This is a genomic window from Luteibacter sp. Sphag1AF (assembly GCF_014192715.1).
In the GTDB taxonomy this organism is placed as follows: Bacteria; Pseudomonadota; Gammaproteobacteria; order Xanthomonadales; family Rhodanobacteraceae; genus Luteibacter.
In genome coordinates this window covers 325,382-345,121 of record NZ_JACHYH010000001.1, presented here as the reverse complement: position 1 = coordinate 345,121, position 19,740 = coordinate 325,382, and the positions used below count along the sequence as shown (strand labels likewise).

Genomic DNA, 19,740 nt, shown 5'->3' with positions numbered 1-19,740 from the left:
GTGGCTGAAGCGCCGCGCCTTCTCTCCTTTACGCACTAACCCGGCAACTTACTTGGCAGTGGAAGGTGCCTGACCATTGGCACGCTGTGCGCGCCACTGTTCCATGGCAGCATGGCGCTTCGCGTCGTTGGCGAGGTTTTCGTCCAGGCTCTTGCGCAGCGTGGCGATGGCAGCATCAGCGTTGCCCGGCTGCATCTGCGCGCGAGCCAGGTGGCTGTATGCATAGTCACGCACGCGCGGGTTCTGCGACTTGGCGAGCACTTCGTTGTACAGCGCGGGAAGCTCCTTGGCGCGACCCTGCATGATGTACAGGCGCTCAAGGCCGCGAAGGTCGCCGATCACGCCGCCCTGTTCGCGCATGCCGTGGTGGCCGCCCCAGCCATGCTGGCCGCCGCGATCACCATGCTGGCCGCCCTTCGGGCCACCTTTGGGCGGCATGGCGTGATTCGCGGCCGACTGGCTTGCCGGCGGCGGAGGAGGAGGTGTGCCGTCCTGCGCGAACGCAAAAGTCGTCGATCCGGCGAGAAGCAGGGTGGCGGCACTGGCGAGCAAGGTCTTGCGTTGCATAGGGTATCTCCTTCAGTTGGATGTTGCCGTCCCAAGAACGTGCCTGTTACAGACCGGTTGACGTCTCCGTCACGGGTTGTGTTCAGGTTCGCAGGTCCTTGCAACCCTTTGCATCCGGGCTGCATCAGACCACCCACAAGTCCATCACCGAACCCCGAAGGAACGATCCATGCGCCTCTATCTCCTGACTGCCATGCTGCTTGCCCCCGCGCTTTCTTTCGCCCACGAGCAGTGTGCCGCTCAGGCCGATCGCAATCTGGATATTGATCTGGCAGGCGCCAAGAGCGTGCGCGTGGTGGTGAACAGCCACGAGATCCATCTGGAAGGAACGGCTACGCCGAAGATCATTGTTCGCGGCAAAGCCTGCGCATCGGATCAGGACGGCCTGAAGGGACTCACCATCACGCAGCAGCGCGAGGGTGATGTGATCGTTGTTGAGCTGAAGGACGAAACTTCGCACTGGGGATGGGGCAGTCACTACTCGGATCTGAAGGTCGACATAAAGGTGCCGACGAACCTCCCCGTCGATGTCAAAGTGGGCTCCGGTGATGCCAACGTGCGCAACGTGGTGTCGCTGCAAAGCTCGGTGGGCTCGGGCGACCTCGATGTGAGCCACGTGTCCGGTTCGTTCTCCACCAACGTTGGCTCCGGCGATGTGGACGCGCAGGACGTGGGCCCGGTTCGCGTGGGTTCCATTGGTTCGGGCGACTTCACTGTAAAGACGGTGCGCGGCGATGTTTCGATCGACAGCATCGGTTCGGGCGATGCCAACGTGTCCAGCGTCACGGGCAACATAAAGGTCGGCACGATTGGCTCAGGCGATCTCCACGTCAATGACGCCACCGGAAGCCTGACCGTGGACACGCTCGGCAGCGGCGATGTCGACCACCATGGTGTTGCCGGCAAGGTCTCCATTCCCGTCCATTGAGGCCCCGGCCATGCACGCCACGGCGACGCGCGTTTCGCCTATGATCCGCGCGTTACCGGGCTTCCCGGTCTGAAGTGGACATGCCGGGAATGGTTGTGCAGAAAGGTGGGATAGGCTGGATTCCCGAATCCATACGCGGCCTGCGCCAGGACTATTTCTTCCTGGCGCTGCTCGCCGCATTGCTGCTGCTGTCGGCGCTGGCGCCTTCGAAGATCCCTACGTACCCGTCGCTGGTGGACTGGCCGACCATTGCCACACTCACCGGCTTGCTGTTGCTTACCAAGGCAGTGGAAGTCAGCGGCGCGTTGCATCGGGTGGGTGCGTGGCTGATTGCGCGTACCGCCACCCGCCGCATGACGGCCATGGTGCTCGTGCTGGTCACCGCCGTGCTGTCGATGCTGGTCACCAACGACGTGGCGCTGTTCGTGATGGTCCCGCTTACGCTGAGCATGTGTCGCGCGGCGCGGATGCCGGCAACACGGCTGGTCATTTTTGAAGCGCTGGCGGTCAACGTCGGCTCCAGTCTCACACCCATCGGCAATCCGCAGAATCTGTTTCTGTGGCAGCAATGGGGTGTGAGTTTCGGTGCCTATGTATGGGCGCTCGCGCCGCTGGTCGCGGTCATGTCGGTCATGCTGATCGCGGCGACGTGGTTCGCGTTTCCCGCATCGGCCATCAAGGGACACGACCACGCCGACGATCATGTGGTTGATCGCACGCTGCTATGGGTGGCTGCGGCTCTGTATATCCCGTTTCTTCTGCTTGCCGACCTGCATTACACAGCGTGGGCGCTTGCCGGTGTGTTTTGCATTTTCCTCGTGGTACGGCGCAGCATCATCGTGTCCATCGACTGGGGACTGCTGGTCGTCTTCGTGCTGATGTTTATTGATCTGCGACTGCTGGCCGGATTGCCCGCCGTGCACCAATTCATCGGCGGGCTGGGGCTGGATGAACCGAAGCGGCTTTACACCGCGGGTGCACTGTCCTCGCAGATCATCAGCAATGTGCCTGCGGCTATCGCCATGGCGGAATACTCAAAGGATTTCCGCACGATTGCCTGGGGTGTGAACGTCGGTGGCTTTGGCTTCATGCTGGGTTCGCTGGCCAACCTGATTGCGCTTCGCCTGCTGGGCGAGCGCAAGGCATGGCTGGAAATTCACCTGTATTCCGTGCCGTTTCTTCTTGCCGCCGGGGTCGTCGGCTATTTCCTTCTAGGCGCCTGAACGCTGCCGCATGAAGTCGATGAAGACCCGGAGCTTGCGGGGCATGTGCGCGCGGCCGGGGTAGTAGAGGCAAAACGGCGGAAATATGGGCCACCATGGCTCCAGTATCGGAACCAGGCGTCCGGCGTCGACGTCGGCGCGGACTTTGTCCTCGAAGCAGCACGCGATGCCGACGCCCCGGAGGGCGGCATCCAGCAACAGCGTGATGTTGTTGCTGATGAGCGGCCCGCTCACGGTCAGTTCGAACGGCTTGCCGTTGTCTTCGTACCTCCACGGAAACAGATCGCCGCCCGCGAAGCGCAGGTTGAGGCAACGGTGTTCCAGAAGTTGCCACGGGGTGGCGGGCACGCCGTACCGGGCAAGGTAGGAAGGCGCTGCGAACGTCATGTTGCGCAGGGGTGGCCCGATGGGGATGGCGACCATGTCGCGCTCCACGCTCTGTTCAAGGCGCACGCCTGCATCGAAGCCATGGGACACCAGATCCATGAATCGCGTGTCGCAATGCACTTCCACCGTCACGTCCGGATACATCGTGAGGAACGCCGGCAGATGCGGCGTAATCAGCAAGTCGGCGACCAGCTCAGATGCATTGATGCGAAGCAACCCGGCTGGCCGGTCACGCACCTCGTCGATGTCGGCCACGGCGGCGCCGAGCGCAGCGAGGGCCGGGCGGGCGTCCGTCAGGAACCGTTGACCGAGTTCCGTGAGGCCGACGCGGCGGGTGGTGCGCTCCAGCAGGCGGACGCCAAGGCGGGCCTCCAGCGTGCGCATCGTCTGTGAGAGCGCCGAGGGAGATACGCCAAGCTCGCGCGCAGCCCGGGTGAAGCTCGCATGGTGCGCCACGCGCGCAAACGCGGCGATGGCAGGCAGAAGGTCGGGGGTCATGGCCCGACTATAAAGCACAGCTTCAAAGTGCATGCGCAAGAGGCGGATGTTTCTCTCGGCGGCATGCGCCTACCTTGGAGGGCATGGGTGACGCACTCCGCGCCGCCGGACAAAAAGGATCGCAGCATGAAACTCGACGACTACCTGACCCTGGGACGTACCGGCCTGCGCGTCAGCCCGCTGTCACTCGGCACGATGACCTTTGGCGATGACTGGGGCTGGGGCGCCGACGCCAGCGAGTCCCGCCGCATCTATGACGCGTACCGCGAGCACGGCGGCAACTTCGTTGACACGGCCAACATCTACACCGGCGGAAGCGCGGAACGCCTGCTTGGCCAGTTCACCGCCGGTCATCGCGACGAGGTGGTCATCGGCACGAAGTATTCGCTGAACATGCAGCCGGGCAATCCGAACACGGGCGGCAATCACCGCCGCAATCTGCTGCGTTCGGTGGAAGCGAGCCTGGAACGTCTTGGCACGGATTACATCGACGTGCTGTATCTGCATGTGTGGGACGCTGTAACTCCGCCGGAAGAAATCGTCCGGGCGTTCGACGACGTCGTGCGTTCGGGCAAGGTCATGTACGTGGGCATCTCCGACGCACCGGCCTGGCAGGTGGCACGCATGCAGACCATCGCGACCCTGCGCGGATGGGCCCCCATTTCCGCGTTGCAGATCGAATACAGCCTCATCGAGCGCACGGTGGAACGCGATCTGCTTCCGATGGCGGACGAGCTTGGCCTCGGCGTGCACGGCTGGTCACCGCTGGGCAGTGGTGTGCTTACGGGCAAGTACACGCGCGATGATCTGACGAGCGCGGACCCGCACGCCCCGATGACCACGCGCAAGGCTGTCGCCGCCAGCAATGGCGCGCTGACGGAACGTGCGCTGGATATCGCCGACGTCGTCGGGGACATCGCACGTGAAACGGGCCACAGCTCCGCCCAGGTCGCGCTGGCCTGGACGTTGCGTCGTACGGCGCCGAGGATCATTCCGATCATCGGGGCGCGCACGCTGAAGCAGTTCGAGGACAACCTGGGGGCGTTGGACGTCGTGTTGACGGAGGCGCAGGCACGGCGCCTGGACGACGCCAGCACGGTTTCCATGGGATTCCCGCACGAGTTCCTTGCGCGGCTTCAGGCCGGTGGCATGATTTCGGGTGGAACGAAGGTCAGCCGGAACTGGTAAGCGCGATGTGTTCCGCGAAGGCAGGGTGCTGCCTTCGCGGAACACGGGACCTTGCATCAGGCCTTGCGCGGCGGTTTCGCGCCGGTGGCGCTGTTGCCCTTGTCGAATCGCTTGATGAAGTCGCGCACGTCCGGATACACCGTTTCGCGCCACCGGCGACCGCTGAATATGCCGTAGTGACCCGCGCCCGCCACGGTGATGTGCTTGCGGGATTTCTTCGCGATGCCCTTGCACAGATCGTGCGCGGCTTCGGTCTGGCCGGGGCCGGAAATGTCGTCCAGTTCGCCTTCGATGGTGAGCAGGGCGGTGCCCTTGATCTTCTCGGGACGCACCAGTTCACCGTGAATTTCCCAGGTGCCCATCGGCAGGCGATGTTCCTGGAACACGGTTTCGATGGTGTCGAGGTAATACTCCGCCGGCATGTCCAGTACGGCGTTGTAATCGTCGTAGAACTTGCGATGCGCTTCGGCATCTTCCATGTCGCCCTTGCGCAGGTTTTCGTAGAAGTCCCAGTGCGACATCAGATGACGGCTGGGATTCATCGCGACAAAACCGGCGTGCTGCAGGAAGCCCGGATACACGTCACGCCCTGCGCCCGGATACTGCCAGGGCACCTTGTGAATGACCTGATTCTGGAACCACGACAACGGGCGCGTGGTGGCCAGGTTGTCCACGCTGGTGGGGCTGCGGCGCGTGTCGATCGGGCCGCCCATCAGCGTGAGCGTGAGCGGCGTGGGTTCGCCGCGTGCGGCCATCAGCGAGACGGCGGCAAGCACCGGCACGGTGGGCTGGCAAACCGACACCACGTGCGCGCGATGCACGCCCACGTGACGAATGAATTCTTCGATGTACGACACGTAGTCGGCGAGGCTGAAGGAGCCTTCGTCCACCGGAATCATGCGCGCATCGACCCAGTCGGTGATGTACACCTTGTGGTCGCGCAGCAGCGTGCGGACGGTGTCGCGCAGTAGTGTGGAGTGGTGGCCCGACAGCGGCGCCACGACCAGCACGGCCGGATCGTTTTTCATCTTGTCGACGGTGGCCTGATCGTCGCTGAACCGCTTGAAGCGCTTCAGCGTGCAGAACGGCTTGCTCATCGACACCTGTTCTACGATGGCCACTTCATGGCCATGCGCCTGGACGCTGTGGATGGCGAACTCGGGCTTCTCGTACGCCTTGCCCAGCCGGTACATCAGTTCATAACCCGCCGCCGCGCGATCCGCGCCCGGGATGCGGGAAAAGAAACTGCCCGCATCGCCAAACATCTTCGCGCTGGCCTCGGCCCAATAGGTCAGCGGGCCGAGCATCGAGCGTTGCCATTCGTGCATGAGATAGAGCATGCAGAGCGTCCGGGGGATGGGGAAAGTGACGCATCTTAGCTTGTGGCGGCGCACCACGTGTTAAGTAACTGGTTTGACGGGTTATTTGGCTCGATCCAAGCCCGAAATGAGGCCTTGCCGCGTACGCCCGTTCAGCTTTTGCGGGGTGTGGCGAATGGCTTGCCCAAACGCTCCGGCTCTGGTCGTGGCCCCGTCAAAGAGCCTTGCGACACACCAGCAACACCTCATCCACATCCGCGCCGGGATGAAACCCGTCTTTCAATGCAAGCGGCTTCTGAAAGCGCACGCCCAGGGGCATGAACACCTTGTTGTACCACCACATCGCGCGTTCGCGCTGGTGGGTGAGGTACCACTGGCCCAGATCCAGCAGCTTCGATGATTTCGGCTGCATGCCGTAGATGGCGCTGCGCTCGATGGTGAAGCCGTGACGGGCGAGCAGGGCGGTGATGGCCTCCGGCTCGTACCGGCGGTAGTGGCCCACGAATTCGTCGAACGCGTTCCACGCCGACGGATGCAACGGCACGGACAGCAGCAGCGATGCGCTGGGTTGAGCAACGCGGGCCAGTTCGCCCAGCGCGCCTTCGTCGTCGACCACGTGTTCCAGAATGTCGAACGCACAGACGAAATCGAAGCTGCCGTCCTTGAACGGCAGCGCGCCGATCATCGCGTGCGCCACGCGGGCGCCGTGCCGGTGGAGTTCGGAAAGCGCAGGACGACTGAGGTCCACGAACTGCGTGTCGTTCAACGGCAGACGCGGCCGCAGGCCCGGTGCCACTTCCAGCCGCGAGGTGGAGCGCGCGGCGAGTTCGGACACCAGGGGCCACGTGTTGAAGCGATCCGGCGAGAACAGCCTGGCGTCGCGCCACAGCGCGTCATAGAACTTGCGGTTGCTGCCGATGAGATCAGCATCCGTGCGGGTGCCGGGCGTGCCCGGAGTGAGGGATGTGATCGTCATCGGCGGGTTCCGTCAGCGTAGTCGGGCAAGTTCGCGAAGCAGGGGAAGCCTGCGTACGCGTACGGCGGTGGCACGGAACACGGCATTGGCCAGGGCCGGCGCCGCAGAGGGCACGCCCATGACGCTGGCGCCCGTGGGTTCGGCGGTGGACGGCACGATGAACACTTCCACTTCGTTGGGCATCTGCGCGCTGTTGGCGAGCGGATAGTCGCGCAACGTGCGCTGCTGAACCTGTCCGTCCTTGACGGTGATGGCCAGATTCAGCGCGGTGGACAGGGCGTCCATCGTGGCACCGGCAATCTGTCCCTGAAGGCCGGTGGGATTGATCGGGCGGCCCACATCCACGGCGCACACCACGCGTGTGACATCGACGCCGTCCGTGGTGGGAATGACTTCCACGGCGTGCGCGATGTAGGCGCCCCACACATAGGCGCACGCGATGCCCAGACCGTTTTCGCTGCGCAACCAGCGCGACCAGTCGATGCGCTCGGCAGCCAGACGCAACACGTTGGCCAGCCGGGCTGTGTCGATGGGGCCGCCGCGGCCGTTGTACGGCAACTGGCGACCCTCTCCCAGCAGGGACAGGCGATAGTCCAGCGGGTTGGCCTTCAGGGAATGCGCGATTTCGTCGATGAACGATTCAGTGGCGAACGTCGGCGTGACGTGCGGAGAACCGCGCCATTCACCGCGAAGCATCTGCGACTCCAGCGGATACCAGTCGCTGCGGAAATTCGGGACCAGGCCGGCCGGCAGCGCGTCGGGCATCATTTCGGACTGCCACAGGCGTTCGTCGGGAACACCGCGACCTTTCTGGATCGACGGGCTGGCCATCCGCTGATGCCAGCCCACCACGCGCTTCTTCGCATCTATGGATGCGTTGATGCGATGGACGGCCATCGGGCGGTAGAAGTCGTGGGTCAGATCGTCGTCGCGCGTCCACATCACGCGGATGGTGCGGTTGCGGATTTCGTCCGGTTTTTTGGCCAGCGCGATGAGCATGGCCTCGGCGACCTGATCGTGATGCAGGCGACGACCGAAGCCACCGCCGCCGCGCGGCACGCGGATGTCGATCTGCTCCGGGGTGAAGCCGGTAAGGCGCTGCACGACGGCATAAGCCTGGCGCGGTGCCTGAGTGGCGGCAATCACGGTGACGCTTGTGTCCGGGTCCAGCCGCACGAGGCAGTTGGGCGGCTCGGCCGTGGCATGAGCGACCCACGGCTGGAAATAAGTGGCTTCGAGCGCACGCGCGGCCTTCTTGCGTGCAGCCGCCACGTCGCCGTCGTCGCGTGCCGTCGAAGGCACCACCGTCTCGTTGTCGAACATCGCCAGAGCCTGCTGTTCCAGCGCGCCCGTGCCTGTTTCGACGAAAGCGCCGGGCTTCCACGTGGCCTTCAGTGCGGCGCGGCCCTGCAAGGCGGACCAGGTGTCTTTGGCCAGCACGGCGAGACCTGGCGCCTGTGGCGTGTAGCCGGGCTGCTGGCCCGTTTCCGGGCCGATGTCGATGACGTCGTAAACGCCCGACACGCGCTTCGCGGCTTCGCGATCCGCGGTATCCAGCGTGCCGCCCGGATACGGGCAACGGGCCAGCACGGCGACAATGGTGTCGCCCAGAGTCTGGTCGATGGCGTATTTCAGCTGGCCGGTGACGATGTCACGCGCGTTGACGTCGCCCACGCCCTGACCGATCAGGGTGTAGTGGTCGGCAGTCTTTACTGGCGGCGCGGTGGTGGGTGCCTGCAACGCGGCGGCGGCACTGGCCAGGTCGCCGTAAGCGAGGCGGCGGCCATCGGCGGCAATGGCCATGCCGTTGGCGCCATGGATCTGTTCGGCCGGCACGCCGAGGCGGCGCGCCGCCGCCTGGAAAATCAGCCAGCGCGCCAGTGCCCCGGCCTGACGCAGGTCGGCCCACGCGGCGGGAATGCTGTCGGCGTCGCCGCTGTGCTGGCGGCCGTAGGTCCAGCGGGGCTCGCCGTTGCCGGCTTCCACGCCCAGGCCCAGGGGTTCGACGATCACGCGCGACCAGTCGGCGTCCAGCTCGTCGGCAATGAGGCGTGCCAGCGAGGTGGATGTGCCTTCGCCGTTGTCGGGGTCACGTACGCCAATGAAAATGCGCCCATCGGCGGCGATGCGCAGGTAGGGGCCGAGCTGGCTCCATGCGTCGCCCAGCAGGGCAACGGGGGCCGGGCGTTCCAGCGCGGAGGCAGTGCTTACGCCAATGATCAGGCCACCTGCGGCGCAGCTGGCGAATTTCAGGAAACGGCGACGCGAAAGCTGAATCTCACCACTCATGCCTTGGCGTCCTTCATGGCCGCAGCAGCACGCTTGATGGCTTTGCGAATCGGGCCGTAACTGCCGCAGCGGCAGAGGTTGGTGATCTTGTCGATGTCGGCGTCAGACGGGTTCTTCTGGCGGGCCAGTAGATCCACGGCAGCCATGAGCTGGCCGGGCTGGCAGTAGCCGCACAGGGTGGCGTCTTCGGTGATCCATGCCTGCTGCACCGGATGAAGGTTGCCCTGGCCATCGGCCAGACCTTCCACGGTGGTGACCCGCTTGCCGGCGAGCTTTTCCATTTTGGTGGCGCAGGCCTGCACGGCCTTGCCGTCCACCAGCACGGTGCAGAAGCCGCACTCGCCGGAGTCGCAGCCGTATTTGGCGCCCGTAAGACGCAGTTCGTCGCGCAGGTACCAGAGCAGGGGCATGGATGCGTCGCCCGTGTGCCGGTAGCGCTTGTCGTTCACCACCAGATCAATGCCTTCGCGCACGGGCCGGGGAGCCGGCTGATGGGCGTCGGCAGTCGGGACGGGGACTGGGGCGTTCGGGCCTTGCTGTGCCATTCGGTTTCCTTCACTCGTACCGAATCATTGTCGCATCGGTGGCGTCGTTTAGTGGACGACTTTACTGAACAGGCGTCGCCAGACGAAGTAAACAGGCACGCCAGCTACCACGATGGCGCCCACGACTCCGGCACTCAGCGGGTTCTTGATGGCAGTAGCCACCACGACGCCCACCACGGTCATGAGGAACACGATGGGCAGCAACGGGTAGGCCGGGGTCAGGAAGGCCGGAGCCTCCCGGTCGCGCAGCCGGTACCAGAACAGCGTGGCGATGGTGATGGCACACGCCGACCAGTCGCCGAACGTGGCGAAATTGAGCAGTTGCTCGAAATCGGTGGTCACGGCCAGCACGATGGCCCAGCCGCTCAGCATCATCAGGGCGATGTTGGGCGTGTGATGTTTCGGGTGCAGTTTCGCCACGATGCGGAAGAACATGCCGTCATCGCCCATCACCTGCAAAACGCGGGCGCCGGCCACGAGGGTGATGTTGCAGAAACCCAGGGCGGAGATCGCGATGCCGATGGCGATCACGCGCGCACCGGCCTCGCCGAAGACCCGGCGCATGACATCCGCGGCAGGGGCGCGGCTTTCTGCCAGGCCGCCATGGCCCAGCACGGCCAGATAGGCGAAGTTGGTCAGCGCATAGGCCGCCACCACGATCAGCATGCCGACGAACAGGGCGCGGGGCAGGGTGCGCTGCGGATCGCGGACTTCGCCGGCGAGGTTGTTCAGATAGGTGAAGCCGCTATAGGCGAACAGCACCGGCAGCAGGGCGCCCACGAAGCCCACGTCGGTCACGGCCGGGTCGGCGGCCAGCGCCTTGGTGGCGCCGGATCCGGCGAAAGCCAGGCCCGTGACGACCAGCACCGCCACCGCCGCCAGCTTCAGGATGGCGAACAGGTTCTGCACCTGGGCGCCGAAACGAATGCCGAAAAGGTTCAGTCCGGTAACGAAGACCAGCGCACCCACGGTCAGCGGCTGGGTCATGGATGGCGGCAGACCCAGCGCCGGGGTGGCGTACAGGGCAAAAATCGTGGCTACCGCAGCGCTGCTGCCGCTGTAGATCACCAGCAGCATGGTCCAGCCAAAAAGGAATCCGGCCGGACGTCCAAAGGCCTCGCGCAGATAGACGTAGCTGCCGCCCGCCTGCGGGCGGCGGGCGCCAAGTTCTGCGTAGCACAGCGCTCCCACCAGGGTGAGCAGGCCGCCGCCCACCCACAGAAGCAGCAGGATCAATCCGGAGGAGGTGCGCTGCGCCGCGATATACGGGTTGACGAAGATGCCCCCGCCGATGATGCCGCCGACGACGATCAACGCGGCATCCATGAGCGTGAGACGGCGAACGTAGCCTGAGGAAGACATGGCGGCGCTTCGTGATGAGTGGCCGTGAAGGATGGCGGGCAGGGGCGCAGGGAGCAAGAGCGCCGTGCCCTCGTTGCCTTTTCTTTCCCGCAGCGCAACACTCCGGCGTCTACTTTTTACCCACCCACCACTACCGGCATAGATTCCCAAGTGAGAGAAATCGCAAACGCGCCGTTGTCCGCCAACGCGCCCTGGATCGTCATGAAGTTCGGTGGCACCTCTGTTGCCACGGTTGCGCGCTGGCGCAACATCCTTGAACTCGCAGCAACCCGTCGCGCCGAAGGCGCCCGTGTTCTGATCGTTGTGTCGGCCCTGTCCGGCATCACCGATGGCCTGAAACAGCTTTGCACTCACACCGAATCGAAACGTCGCTCGGAGGCGGCCGCCGCACTGGCCGATCGTCACCATGCGTTGCTGGCGGACATGGCGCTGACCATGCCCGAGACCCTCGGCGCGCGCCTGGCCGACCTTGCCGACCTTGCCGAAACCGGCGCCGGCCCGCTTGGCGAACTGGCCTGGCAGGCGCGGGTGCAGGCCCATGGCGAGCTGATGTCCAGCGCGCTGGGTGCGGCATTTCTCAGTGCGAACGGCCTGCCGACCGCATGGCTGGACGCGCGCGACTGCCTCGCGTCCGTTGCGTTGCCCAACCAGAACGAGCGCACCCGACTGCTCTCGGCCATGGTCGAGCCGCATTACGACGCCGAACTGTCGGCTCGCCTCGCGGCACAGGGCGAGGTCTTCATCACCCAGGGTTTCATCGCCCGGGATGAAGAAGGTCGTACCGTGCTGCTGGGACGTGGTGGCTCCGATACCTCGGCCGCTTACCTCGGCGCGCTGCTGCGTGCGCAGCGCGTGGAAATCTGGACCGACGTGGCCGGCATGTTCAGTGCCAATCCGCGCCAGGTGGCCGGCGCCCGCCTGTTGCAGCGCCTAGACTACGAAGAGGCTCAGGAAATCGCCTCCACCGGTGCCAAGGTGCTGCATCCGCGGTGTCTTTCGCCGTTGCGCGAACCCCGCGTGCCGTTGCTCATCAAGGACACCAACCGGCCGGAGCTGGAAGGCACGGCCATCGGGCCGGAAGTGCGCGAGCATGCGCCCAGCATCAAGGCGATCAGCGCGCGCAAGGGCATCACGCTGATCTCGATGGAGTCGGTAGGCATGTGGCAGCAGGTCGGCTTTCTTGCCGACGTGTTTGATGCATTCAAGCGTCACGGTCTGTCGGTCGATCTGATCGGTTCGGCCGAGACCAACGTCACCGTCTCCCTTGACCCAACCGAGAACCTGCTCGATTCGGACGCCATCGCTGCACTCGCCGCCGATCTGGCACGCGTGTGCCGGGTGAAGGTCATCGCGCCGTGCGCGGCGATCACACTGGTGGGACGCGGCATGCGTTCCATGCTGCACAAGTTGTCCGGCGTGCTGGCTGAGTTTGGTCAGCTTCGCGTGCATCTGATTTCGCAGTCCTCCAACAATCTCAACATCACCTTCGTGGTGGATGAGGATGTGGTGGACGACATGCTGCCGCGTCTGCACGAACTGCTGATCGGCGCGGGTGCGCTGCGCACCGACGACAGCCTGGTGTTTGGTCCCAGCTGGCAGGCGCTGTACGGCGCGGGCGAGCAGGTGCTGCCACCTGCCCAGTGGTGGCAGGGCGATATTCCGAAGCTGCTCGCTCTGGCGCAGGAGCGTACGCCGCGCTACGTGTACAACGTGCCGACCATCCGCGCGCAGGCCCGTCGCCTGAAAGCATTGTCGGCGGTGGATCGCGTGCACTTCGCGGTGAAGGCAAACACGCATCCGGGCATCCTCAAAGCGCTGGCCGAAGAAGGCATGGCATTCGAATGCGTGTCGCCCGGCGAGCTTGCCGCCGTGATGGCCGCCGTGCCGGAAAGTGCGCCGATTCTCTTCACGCCCAACTTTGCCGCGCGCCGCGACTTCGTGGCCGCGTTGAAGACGCGCGCCACCATCGGCATCGATGCGCTGCATCCGATTGAACACTGGGGCGATCTTTTCGCCGGTCGCGACATCATGCTTCGCGTTGATCTTGGCCGCGGCCTGGGTCATCACGAAAAGGTGCGCACGGGCGGCACGGGCAGCAAGTTTGGTGTGCCCATCGAACACATCGACCGCTTCCTCACGCTGGCGCACGAAGCAGGAGCGCGGGTCATCGGCCTGCATGCGCATCTGGGCTCGGGCATTCTCGATGCCGCGCACTGGGGCGAGGTGTATTCGCAGCTGGCTGCGCTTGCCGAGCGCATCGGCAGCATTTCCATTCTGGACATCGGTGGTGGCCTGGGCGTGCCGTCGCATCCGGGCGAAACGCCTCTGGACATGACGGCGCTGGATCGCGTGCTCAAATCCGTGCGTCAGGCGTATCCGCAGTTCCAGGTCTGGATGGAGCCTGGCCGTTTCCTTGTGGCTGATGCGGGCGTGCTGCTTGCACGCGTCACCCAGGAAAAGGAAAAGGGCGCCAGCGTGCGCTACCTCGGCATCGACACCGGCATGAACAGCCTCATCCGTCCGGCGCTTTACGATGCGTGGCACGACATCGCCAACATCTCGCGCTTCGGCGAAGCCGCTACCACCATGTATCAGGTGGTCGGGCCCATCTGCGAATCCGGCGACGTGCTCGGCTCGGATCGCCGCCTTCCGGAGTCGAAGGAGGATGACGTCATCCTGATAGGACAGGCAGGAGCGTATGGGGCGGTGATGTCGTCGCGCTACAACCTGCGTGATGAAGCCGATGAGGTGCTGCTGCCATGAGTAACTACATCGACCCGCGCGGCGCCGCAGCGTTCCGTTTTATCCGTTCGAGCTTCGCCGATGGCGTGGCCGAGCTGGTGTATGCGTTCGATCAGGGGCCCGAGCTGGTGGAACGCATCACGTTCCCCGGTGCGCCGGCCATTCCCGAGGGGCGGGCAGAAGCCTTTTCGTCGGCGCTTCGCCTGCTGCATCTGGTCGCTGGCGTCAGTTATTACAAGGCCGGCATTCCGTCGCGTATCGAGGTGCAAGGCTGGGAGCCCGATGCGGATACCGCCGTGCTCCTGGATGCGCTCTATCTGCACGGCCTGGCGGAGTTTGCGTATCGCAACAAGCTGGACCTGCGCGGCCGGGTGAACTTCCCGGCCAACGGCGCGCGTCCTGCGCCCGCGCCGGCCATTGGCCTGCCCGAGCGCTCGTTGCTGCCCATTGGCGGTGGCAAGGATTCGGTGGTTGCCGTGGAAGCGGTGAAGTCCACCGGTGCCGATGCCACGGCCGTATGGGTAGGGAACTCCCCTTTGATTGCCACGTGCGCCGAGCGCACGGGCCTGTCGATGCTCAACATCACCCGCGAACTGGCGCCCGGCCTGTTCGAGCTGAACCGGTTGGGTGCATGGAACGGCCATATCCCGGTCACCGCGATCAACTCTGCCATCCTGGTGCTGGCCGCCATCCTCTATGGCTACGACAGCATCGTGTTTGCCAACGAGCGTTCCGCATCGGTGGCCACCCTCGAGTACGAGGGGCAGGAAGTGAACCACCAGTGGAGCAAGGGCTTCGGTTTCGAGAAGTCCTTCCACGATTACCTGCATACGCACGTGGCGCGCGATCTCAACTATTGCTCGCTGCTGCGTCCGTATTCCGAGCTTGCCGTCACCTCCGCGTTCGCACGGCTGGGTACGCCGTACTTCGACGTGTTCTCCAGTTGCAACCGTAACTTCCGCATCCTCGGCCCGAAGCCGGCGGATCGCTGGTGCGGCCAGTGTCCGAAATGCCACTTCGTTTTTCTTGCACTGGCGCCGTTTGTGGCCAAACAGCGGTTGCTGTCCATTTTTGGGCGTAACCTGCTGGACGACGAAGAGCAGGTCGCGGGTTTCGACGCGTTGCTGGAGTTCCAGGACCACAAGCCGTTTGAATGCGTCGGCGAAGGGGCCGAAGCCCGGGCGGCGATGTATGCACTGTCGCAACGCCCCGAATGGCAGGAAGATGCGCTGATCGTGCGCTTCCGTCGTGACGTGTTGCCGCAGTTGAATGTCGAAGAGCTGGCGCTGGAGCCCTGGCTGTTGCCGGGGGCATCCCATCTGGTGCCTCAACGTTTGATCGGAGCATTGGATGCCCTGGGCTGAACTGGAAGGCCGCCGTGTCGCGGTGTGGGGTTTTGGTCGGGAAGGCCGCGCAGCGCTGAATGCGTTGCGCGCCCACTTGCCCGGGCAAAGCGTGGATGTGTTCTGTTCCACCTCGGAAGCCGAGGTCGTCCGTCACCTGTATGGCGCAGGCGTGGCGGTGCACGAGGCGGCGCCGGATGCCGATGCACTGGCCGGGTTCGACGTGGTCATCAAGTCGCCGGGCATATCCGCCTACAAGCCCGAGCTTCTGGATGCTTCGGCACGCGGCACCCGGTTCACGTCTGGAACGGCGCTGTGGTTTCTCAGCCATCGCAATGCGCACACCATTGGCGTGACGGGCACCAAAGGCAAAAGCACCACCAGCGCGCTGATCGCACATATGGCCCGGTCACTGGGAGTGCGTACGGCGCTGGCGGGCAATATCGGTTTGCCGCTGCTGGAACTGGATGCGGCGGAAGCGGAACTCTGGGTCATCGAGCTTTCCAGCTATCAGACCAGCGAAGCCAGCGGCGTGGATCTGGGTGTCATCACCAGCCTCTATGAAGAGCATCTGGATTGGCACGGCTCGCGCGAGCAGTATCTGGAAGACAAGCTGAAGCTGGCCGGTGCCTCGCGGCGCGTGCTGATCAACGCGCGGCAACCCGCGCTGATGGCCCGCGTCGCAGGTCATCCGGACGTCTATCGCTTCGGCGATGTGGCCGGCTGGCATGTGGCGGACGGCTGGATAAGGCGTGGCACCGAGCGCGTCATAGAGACATTCCGGCTCACGGCCCCCGGGTTGCACAACGCCGTGAACGCGTGTGCGGCGCTGGCGGCGCTGGAGTTGATGGGGTATGACGCGCGTGCGGCGGCGCCTTCGCTGGCAACGTTTGCGCCGTTGCCACATCGGTTGCAGCCTCTGGGCGAACACGACGGCCTCTTGTGGGTCAACGATTCGATCAGTACCACGCCTCTGGCGAGCCTTGCTGCGCTGGAAAGCCTGCACGGCGAGCGCATTGCGTTGATCGTCGGCGGCCATGATCGCGGACTGGACTGGACACCGTTTGTGGATGCCATGCGCCTGGAAGCGCCAACGGCCATCATTTGCCAGGGTGCCAGCGGCGAGCGGATTGCGGCGTCTCTGGAGGAGGCTGGCGTGTCGGTGGTGCATCACGCAGCCGATCTGGCTGGCGCGGTGAGCATCGCCCGGCGCGTGCTGGAAGGGGACGGCTATGTGTTGCTGTCGCCCGGTGCGCCAAGTTTCGACCAGTTCCACGATTACGCTGATCGCGGGCGCCGGTTCGCGGAACTGGCGGGGTTTGCCGCCGATGCCGCTTCGATTCAGGGGCTGGGCGTTTCCTGAAGCTTTGGGGGCGTCCGATTATTCGGCTTTTTTTGCCGCTGAAAGCAGCGTGCCCATCAGGGCGGCGAGTGCCGCGTAGAGTTCCGGCGGTACGTCGTCGCGAAGCCTGACCGCCGCCAGCAACGTGGCTACCTGCGGATCAAGATGCGGCGAGGACAGGCCCATCGCCTGAGCCCGATCCATCATGGCTTTGACGGCCGCAGCGTCCAGATGCTCGCTGTGACCGTTGTGGGTGGGGGAGGCGACGCGCAGCGTCACGCTGCGTCGCGGTGACGGAAGGCTGAGTGTCATGCGGTGGCTTCAAGCAGGACGGCACTGTAGGCACCGGCGGGTTGCGGCAAGCCGTGGATGCACGACAGGTGGTCCAGTTGCAGGCCGCTGCGTTCCAGCAACTGGCGCAGCGGCAGGAATTCGTCTTCGATGCGCGTAACGGTTGCATCGTGCTGTGCCCAGATGCGCACCGATACCCGTGGCACGCGCAGCTGTATCTCGCCCTGAATGGCGCCAAGCGCCGGGAGGTCGATGGCAAAGCCGATCGTCCACGAGCCTTCGCGGTCGTCCGGTCGCGACGCACCTTCCTCGATGCGCAACTGGAGCACGTCGTAGCCGCGCGTGCCGCCCAGCGGTACTTCCACCATCCACACGCCCGCGTGCGGCTGGGATTCCAGCTGGGCAATTTCCACGCGCGACAGCGCACCCCTGATGCCGCCGCGAAGTTGGGCGACCAGGTCGTCCATGTCGGTATCCGTGGCGGGTTCCGGCAGGCGCTGCTGCGGAACCAGTGAACGCTGGCGCAACGGCGGTGCCGTGTCGGTCAGTGTCTGCGGCAGGCCGCCGCCGCGCGCGCGCAGCGGCGGCAGTTCGTCCAGCGTGCGTCGCAACTGAAGCAGGGCGGCCTTGAAGTCGTCTGCGGCAGGGGCTTTTTCTTCCGGAGTAGCCAGGCGCGATTCGAGGAACAGGCCGCTGCGGGCAATGGCATCTTTCATTCCCGAAGGCGTGGCCACTTCCTCGCCCTTGCCGATGGCCGCCTCAAGCGTGGCCAGCGCAGCGCGCAATGGTGCGGGCAGCAGGCGTGCAGCGGGGCGGCGGGCAAGGGCACTGAGCACGCCAAGCAATGGAGCGTAGCCACTCTGTTGAGGCAGCCGCTCCCGCAGGCCCTGCATGGCGACGCGGTCGCCCGTGGGGGCGGCCACGATTTCAAGCTGGGGTTGCGGCCCCTGGGTCAGCACACGCACCTGGAACTGCGGCGGAAGCTGTGTTCCTGCGGCGTCAGCCTCCACGGCCATGCCGCCGACCTGGAGAATCAGCTTGCCCTGATCGTTCTGGCCCAGCAAGGTGGCAGACAACAACGCGCCTACCCGCCAGGTCTCCGCGGTGGCTGTGCTGCCCGCAGCTGCACCGGCCCATAGCTGAGCCGCCAGACTGGTCGGTTGGACGATCATGGGGCAGGGCCTCCTGCGTGCGTGGGCGTGGCCTGGGTAGGCACATTCCTGTTGCAGTGGGGATCGGCAGGTTTCGCAAGAACTTTAGGGGCCCCGGGGCGTTTCCCGCGAGCGTTGGGCGCTTCAGGTTGCACGGCTTTCGGCCGTTGAATGGTGACTTGTCGTCGTCGGCCCGAACCGGGGCGCCCCGCTGTCGATTGCAGGCGCGGGCATTCATGGCGGGTCATCGCTCGTCGGTGCACAGGGGCAGGGCAGGCGGCCGGTGGGTCAAACCGCTAGAATTGCCGTCATGACCCAATTGACTTTCGATCTCCTCGCCACCGATGGCGCGGCCCGGCGCGGTCGCGTCCGGTTTGAACGCGGCACGGTGGAAACCCCGGCCTTCATGCCCGTGGGCACCTATGGCTCGGTGAAGGCCATGACCCCGCGCGATATCCGCGACATTGGCGCCGAAATCATTCTCGGCAACACCTTCCACTTGTTCCTGCGCCCCGGTCTGGACATCGTCGGGGAGTTCGGTGGCCTGCATAAGTTCATCGGCTGGGACAAGCCCATCCTCACGGATTCGGGCGGCTTCCAGGTCTTTTCGCTGGCGCACAAGCGCAAGATCACGGAAGAGGGCGTGACCTTCGCCTCACCCGTGGACGGCTCGAAGGTGTTCCTGTCGCCGGAAGAATCCATGCGCATCCAGAAGGTGCTGGATTCGGACGTGGCGATGATCTTCGACGAGTGCACGCCGTATCCGGCTACCGAAAAGGTGGCCAGCGATTCGATGGAACTCAGCCTGCGCTGGGCAGAGCGCTCGCGTCAGGCGTTCGATGATCTGAAGAACCCCAATTCGCTGTTTGGCATCGTGCAGGGCAGCACATACGAGAAGCTGCGTCACCGTTCGGCAGAGCGTCTCGTGGAGATCGGCTTCGACGGCTACGCCATCGGCGGCCTGGCCGTGGGTGAGCCGGAAGCGGAACGCAACCACACGCTGGACCTCACGCTGCCGATGCTGCCGAAGGACCGTCCGCGTTACCTCATGGGCGTGGGTCGCCCGGAGGACATCGTGGAGGCCGTGCGCCGCGGCATCGACATGTTCGACTGCGTGATGCCCACCCGCAACGCCCGCAACGGCTTCCTGTTCACGGCCAGTGGCACGCTGCGCATCCGCAATGCGAAGTTCGCGATGGACACCCGGGTCATCGAGGAAGACTGCGACTGCTACACCTGCGCCAGCGGGTTCAGCCGGGCTTACCTGCGCCATCTGGACCGCTGCAATGAAATCCTGGGCGCCCAGCTCAACACGATGCACAACCTGCGCCACTACCAGCGCCTGATGGCCAGTCTGCGCGACGCTATCGAACGCGGCGTGCTGGAAGACTTCGTGGCGGCGTTCTACGCGGCCCGCCAGAAGGCGGAAGTCGACGGCTGAGGCCCCGCCGAGCGCCCCGCTTGGGTTCCCGGCGGGGTGCCCCCACGCCTTCACTCGCGGTGCACGGCACCGGGGGGCGTGGCATAATCCACGATCTTTTTAAGCGATCAGGCTTTTTTTTGAGTCTGATCCACAACTTGCGAGAATT

At 64.8% G+C, this 19,740-nt stretch carries 16 protein-coding genes; 7 read left to right on the top strand and 9 right to left on the bottom strand.

The features are described 5' to 3' along the window. Positions 1-48: 48 nt before the first annotated feature. Positions 49-567, bottom strand: coding sequence for a hypothetical protein (locus tag FHW69_RS01610; RefSeq protein ID WP_183421270.1), 519 nt, complete (start codon positions 565-567; stop codon positions 49-51). A gap of 169 nt (positions 568-736) precedes the next feature. On the opposite strand from FHW69_RS01610, the gene FHW69_RS01605 reads away from it, so the two are divergent. Together FHW69_RS01605 and FHW69_RS01600 are read left to right on the top strand one after the other, a co-directional pair. Further along, entirely contained in the window at positions 737-1,495 is a 759-nt protein-coding gene (locus tag FHW69_RS01605) for a DUF4097 family beta strand repeat-containing protein (RefSeq protein WP_183421269.1), read from the top strand. An 89-nt stretch (positions 1,496-1,584) separates the two neighbouring features. Further along, positions 1,585-2,718 carry a sodium:proton antiporter gene (locus FHW69_RS01600; protein WP_183421268.1) on the top strand — a complete coding sequence of 378 codons (1,134 nt, stop codon included), beginning with the start codon at positions 1,585-1,587 and terminating at the stop codon, positions 2,716-2,718. On the opposite strand, the gene FHW69_RS01595 is transcribed toward FHW69_RS01600, so the two are convergent. After that, positions 2,707-3,603, bottom strand: coding sequence for a LysR family transcriptional regulator (locus FHW69_RS01595; protein WP_183421267.1), 897 nt, complete (start codon positions 3,601-3,603; stop codon positions 2,707-2,709). The genes FHW69_RS01600 and FHW69_RS01595 overlap by 12 nt on opposite strands. A 126-nt stretch (positions 3,604-3,729) precedes the next feature. Here FHW69_RS01595 and FHW69_RS01590 point away from each other — a divergent pair, with 126 nt between their 5' ends. Beyond that, entirely contained in the window at positions 3,730-4,791 is a 1,062-nt protein-coding gene (locus FHW69_RS01590; RefSeq protein WP_183421266.1) for an aldo/keto reductase, read from the top strand. Between the two features lie 56 nt (positions 4,792-4,847). Here the strand turns inward: FHW69_RS01590 and phaZ are convergent, their stop codons facing one another. From phaZ to FHW69_RS01565, 5 genes are all read right to left on the bottom strand, one after another. Beyond that, positions 4,848-6,131 carry a polyhydroxyalkanoate depolymerase gene (phaZ, locus tag FHW69_RS01585; protein ID WP_183421265.1) on the bottom strand — a complete coding sequence of 428 codons (1,284 nt, stop codon included), beginning with the start codon at positions 6,129-6,131 and terminating at the stop codon, positions 4,848-4,850. Positions 6,132-6,324: 193 nt separating this feature from the next. After that, positions 6,325-7,086, bottom strand: coding sequence for a methyltransferase domain-containing protein (locus tag FHW69_RS01580; protein ID WP_183421264.1), 762 nt, complete (start codon positions 7,084-7,086; stop codon positions 6,325-6,327). Between the two features lie 12 nt (positions 7,087-7,098). Continuing rightward, positions 7,099-9,375 carry a molybdopterin cofactor-binding domain-containing protein gene (locus FHW69_RS01575; RefSeq protein WP_183421263.1) on the bottom strand — a complete coding sequence of 759 codons (2,277 nt, stop codon included), beginning with the start codon at positions 9,373-9,375 and terminating at the stop codon, positions 7,099-7,101. Beyond that, entirely contained in the window at positions 9,372-9,920 is a 549-nt protein-coding gene (locus tag FHW69_RS01570; RefSeq protein WP_221195349.1) for a (2Fe-2S)-binding protein, read from the bottom strand. The genes FHW69_RS01575 and FHW69_RS01570 overlap by 4 nt, the downstream gene beginning before the upstream one ends. A gap of 48 nt (positions 9,921-9,968) precedes the next feature. Further along, positions 9,969-11,282, bottom strand: coding sequence for an amino acid permease (locus tag FHW69_RS01565; RefSeq protein ID WP_183421262.1), 1,314 nt, complete (start codon positions 11,280-11,282; stop codon positions 9,969-9,971). Positions 11,283-11,432: 150 nt separating this feature from the next. Between FHW69_RS01565 and FHW69_RS01560 the strand changes: the two genes are divergently transcribed. Genes FHW69_RS01560 through murD form a run of 3 tightly spaced genes read left to right on the top strand, consistent with a single transcriptional unit; the run spans position 11,433 to position 16,730 of the window. Beyond that, the gene (locus FHW69_RS01560) at positions 11,433-14,045 is read left to right on the top strand and encodes a bifunctional aspartate kinase/diaminopimelate decarboxylase (RefSeq protein ID WP_343203940.1); all 2,613 of its coding nucleotides are present in this window, start codon (positions 11,433-11,435) and stop codon (positions 14,043-14,045) included. Further along, positions 14,042-15,388 carry a UDP-N-acetyl-alpha-D-muramoyl-L-alanyl-L-glutamate epimerase gene (gene murL, locus FHW69_RS01555; RefSeq protein WP_183421261.1) on the top strand — a complete coding sequence of 449 codons (1,347 nt, stop codon included), beginning with the start codon at positions 14,042-14,044 and terminating at the stop codon, positions 15,386-15,388. Before FHW69_RS01560 ends, murL begins: the two co-directional genes overlap by 4 nt. Beyond that, positions 15,375-16,730 carry a UDP-N-acetylmuramoyl-L-alanine--D-glutamate ligase gene (gene murD, locus FHW69_RS01550; RefSeq protein ID WP_183421260.1) on the top strand — a complete coding sequence of 452 codons (1,356 nt, stop codon included), beginning with the start codon at positions 15,375-15,377 and terminating at the stop codon, positions 16,728-16,730. The genes murL and murD overlap by 14 nt, the downstream gene beginning before the upstream one ends. Before the next feature lie 18 nt (positions 16,731-16,748). Here the strand turns inward: murD and FHW69_RS01545 are convergent, their stop codons facing one another. Both FHW69_RS01545 and FHW69_RS01540 read right to left on the bottom strand, forming a co-directional pair. Continuing rightward, positions 16,749-17,021, bottom strand: a complete 273-nt coding sequence (locus FHW69_RS01545) for a flagellar biosynthesis protein (protein WP_183421259.1) — start codon at positions 17,019-17,021, stop codon at positions 16,749-16,751. Further along, entirely contained in the window at positions 17,018-18,172 is a 1,155-nt protein-coding gene (locus tag FHW69_RS01540) for a flagellar hook-length control protein FliK (protein WP_183421258.1), read from the bottom strand. Before FHW69_RS01540 ends, FHW69_RS01545 begins: the two co-directional genes overlap by 4 nt. A 289-nt stretch (positions 18,173-18,461) precedes the next feature. On the opposite strand from FHW69_RS01540, the gene tgt reads away from it, so the two are divergent. Further along, the gene (gene tgt / locus FHW69_RS01535) at positions 18,462-19,592 is read left to right on the top strand and encodes a tRNA guanosine(34) transglycosylase Tgt (protein WP_183421257.1); all 1,131 of its coding nucleotides are present in this window, start codon (positions 18,462-18,464) and stop codon (positions 19,590-19,592) included. Positions 19,593-19,740 lie beyond the last annotated feature (148 nt).

What these genes read in the sequence shown, in the direction of transcription:
- FHW69_RS01575 (WP_183421263.1), bottom strand. Translation starts at nt 9,375, where the DNA reads ATGAGTGGTGAGATTCAGCTTTCGCGTCGCCGTTTCCTGAAATTCGCC.
- murL (WP_183421261.1), top strand. Translation starts at nt 14,042, where the DNA reads ATGAGTAACTACATCGACCCGCGCGGCGCCGCAGCGTTCCGTTTTATC.
- FHW69_RS01540 (WP_183421258.1), bottom strand. Translation starts at nt 18,172, where the DNA reads ATGATCGTCCAACCGACCAGTCTGGCGGCTCAGCTATGGGCCGGTGCA.
- FHW69_RS01580 (WP_183421264.1), bottom strand. Translation starts at nt 7,086, where the DNA reads ATGACGATCACATCCCTCACTCCGGGCACGCCCGGCACCCGCACGGAT.
- FHW69_RS01610 (WP_183421270.1), bottom strand. Translation starts at nt 567, where the DNA reads ATGCAACGCAAGACCTTGCTCGCCAGTGCCGCCACCCTGCTTCTCGCC.
- phaZ (WP_183421265.1), bottom strand. Translation starts at nt 6,131, where the DNA reads ATGCTCTATCTCATGCACGAATGGCAACGCTCGATGCTCGGCCCGCTG.
- FHW69_RS01570 (WP_221195349.1), bottom strand. Translation starts at nt 9,920, where the DNA reads ATGGCACAGCAAGGCCCGAACGCCCCAGTCCCCGTCCCGACTGCCGAC.
- FHW69_RS01605 (WP_183421269.1), top strand. Translation starts at nt 737, where the DNA reads ATGCGCCTCTATCTCCTGACTGCCATGCTGCTTGCCCCCGCGCTTTCT.
- FHW69_RS01595 (WP_183421267.1), bottom strand. Translation starts at nt 3,603, where the DNA reads ATGACCCCCGACCTTCTGCCTGCCATCGCCGCGTTTGCGCGCGTGGCG.
- murD (WP_183421260.1), top strand. Translation starts at nt 15,375, where the DNA reads ATGCCCTGGGCTGAACTGGAAGGCCGCCGTGTCGCGGTGTGGGGTTTT.
- FHW69_RS01600 (WP_183421268.1), top strand. Translation starts at nt 1,585, where the DNA reads ATGGTTGTGCAGAAAGGTGGGATAGGCTGGATTCCCGAATCCATACGC.
- tgt (WP_183421257.1), top strand. Translation starts at nt 18,462, where the DNA reads ATGACCCAATTGACTTTCGATCTCCTCGCCACCGATGGCGCGGCCCGG.
- FHW69_RS01545 (WP_183421259.1), bottom strand. Translation starts at nt 17,021, where the DNA reads ATGACACTCAGCCTTCCGTCACCGCGACGCAGCGTGACGCTGCGCGTC.
- FHW69_RS01565 (WP_183421262.1), bottom strand. Translation starts at nt 11,282, where the DNA reads ATGTCTTCCTCAGGCTACGTTCGCCGTCTCACGCTCATGGATGCCGCG.
- FHW69_RS01590 (WP_183421266.1), top strand. Translation starts at nt 3,730, where the DNA reads ATGAAACTCGACGACTACCTGACCCTGGGACGTACCGGCCTGCGCGTC.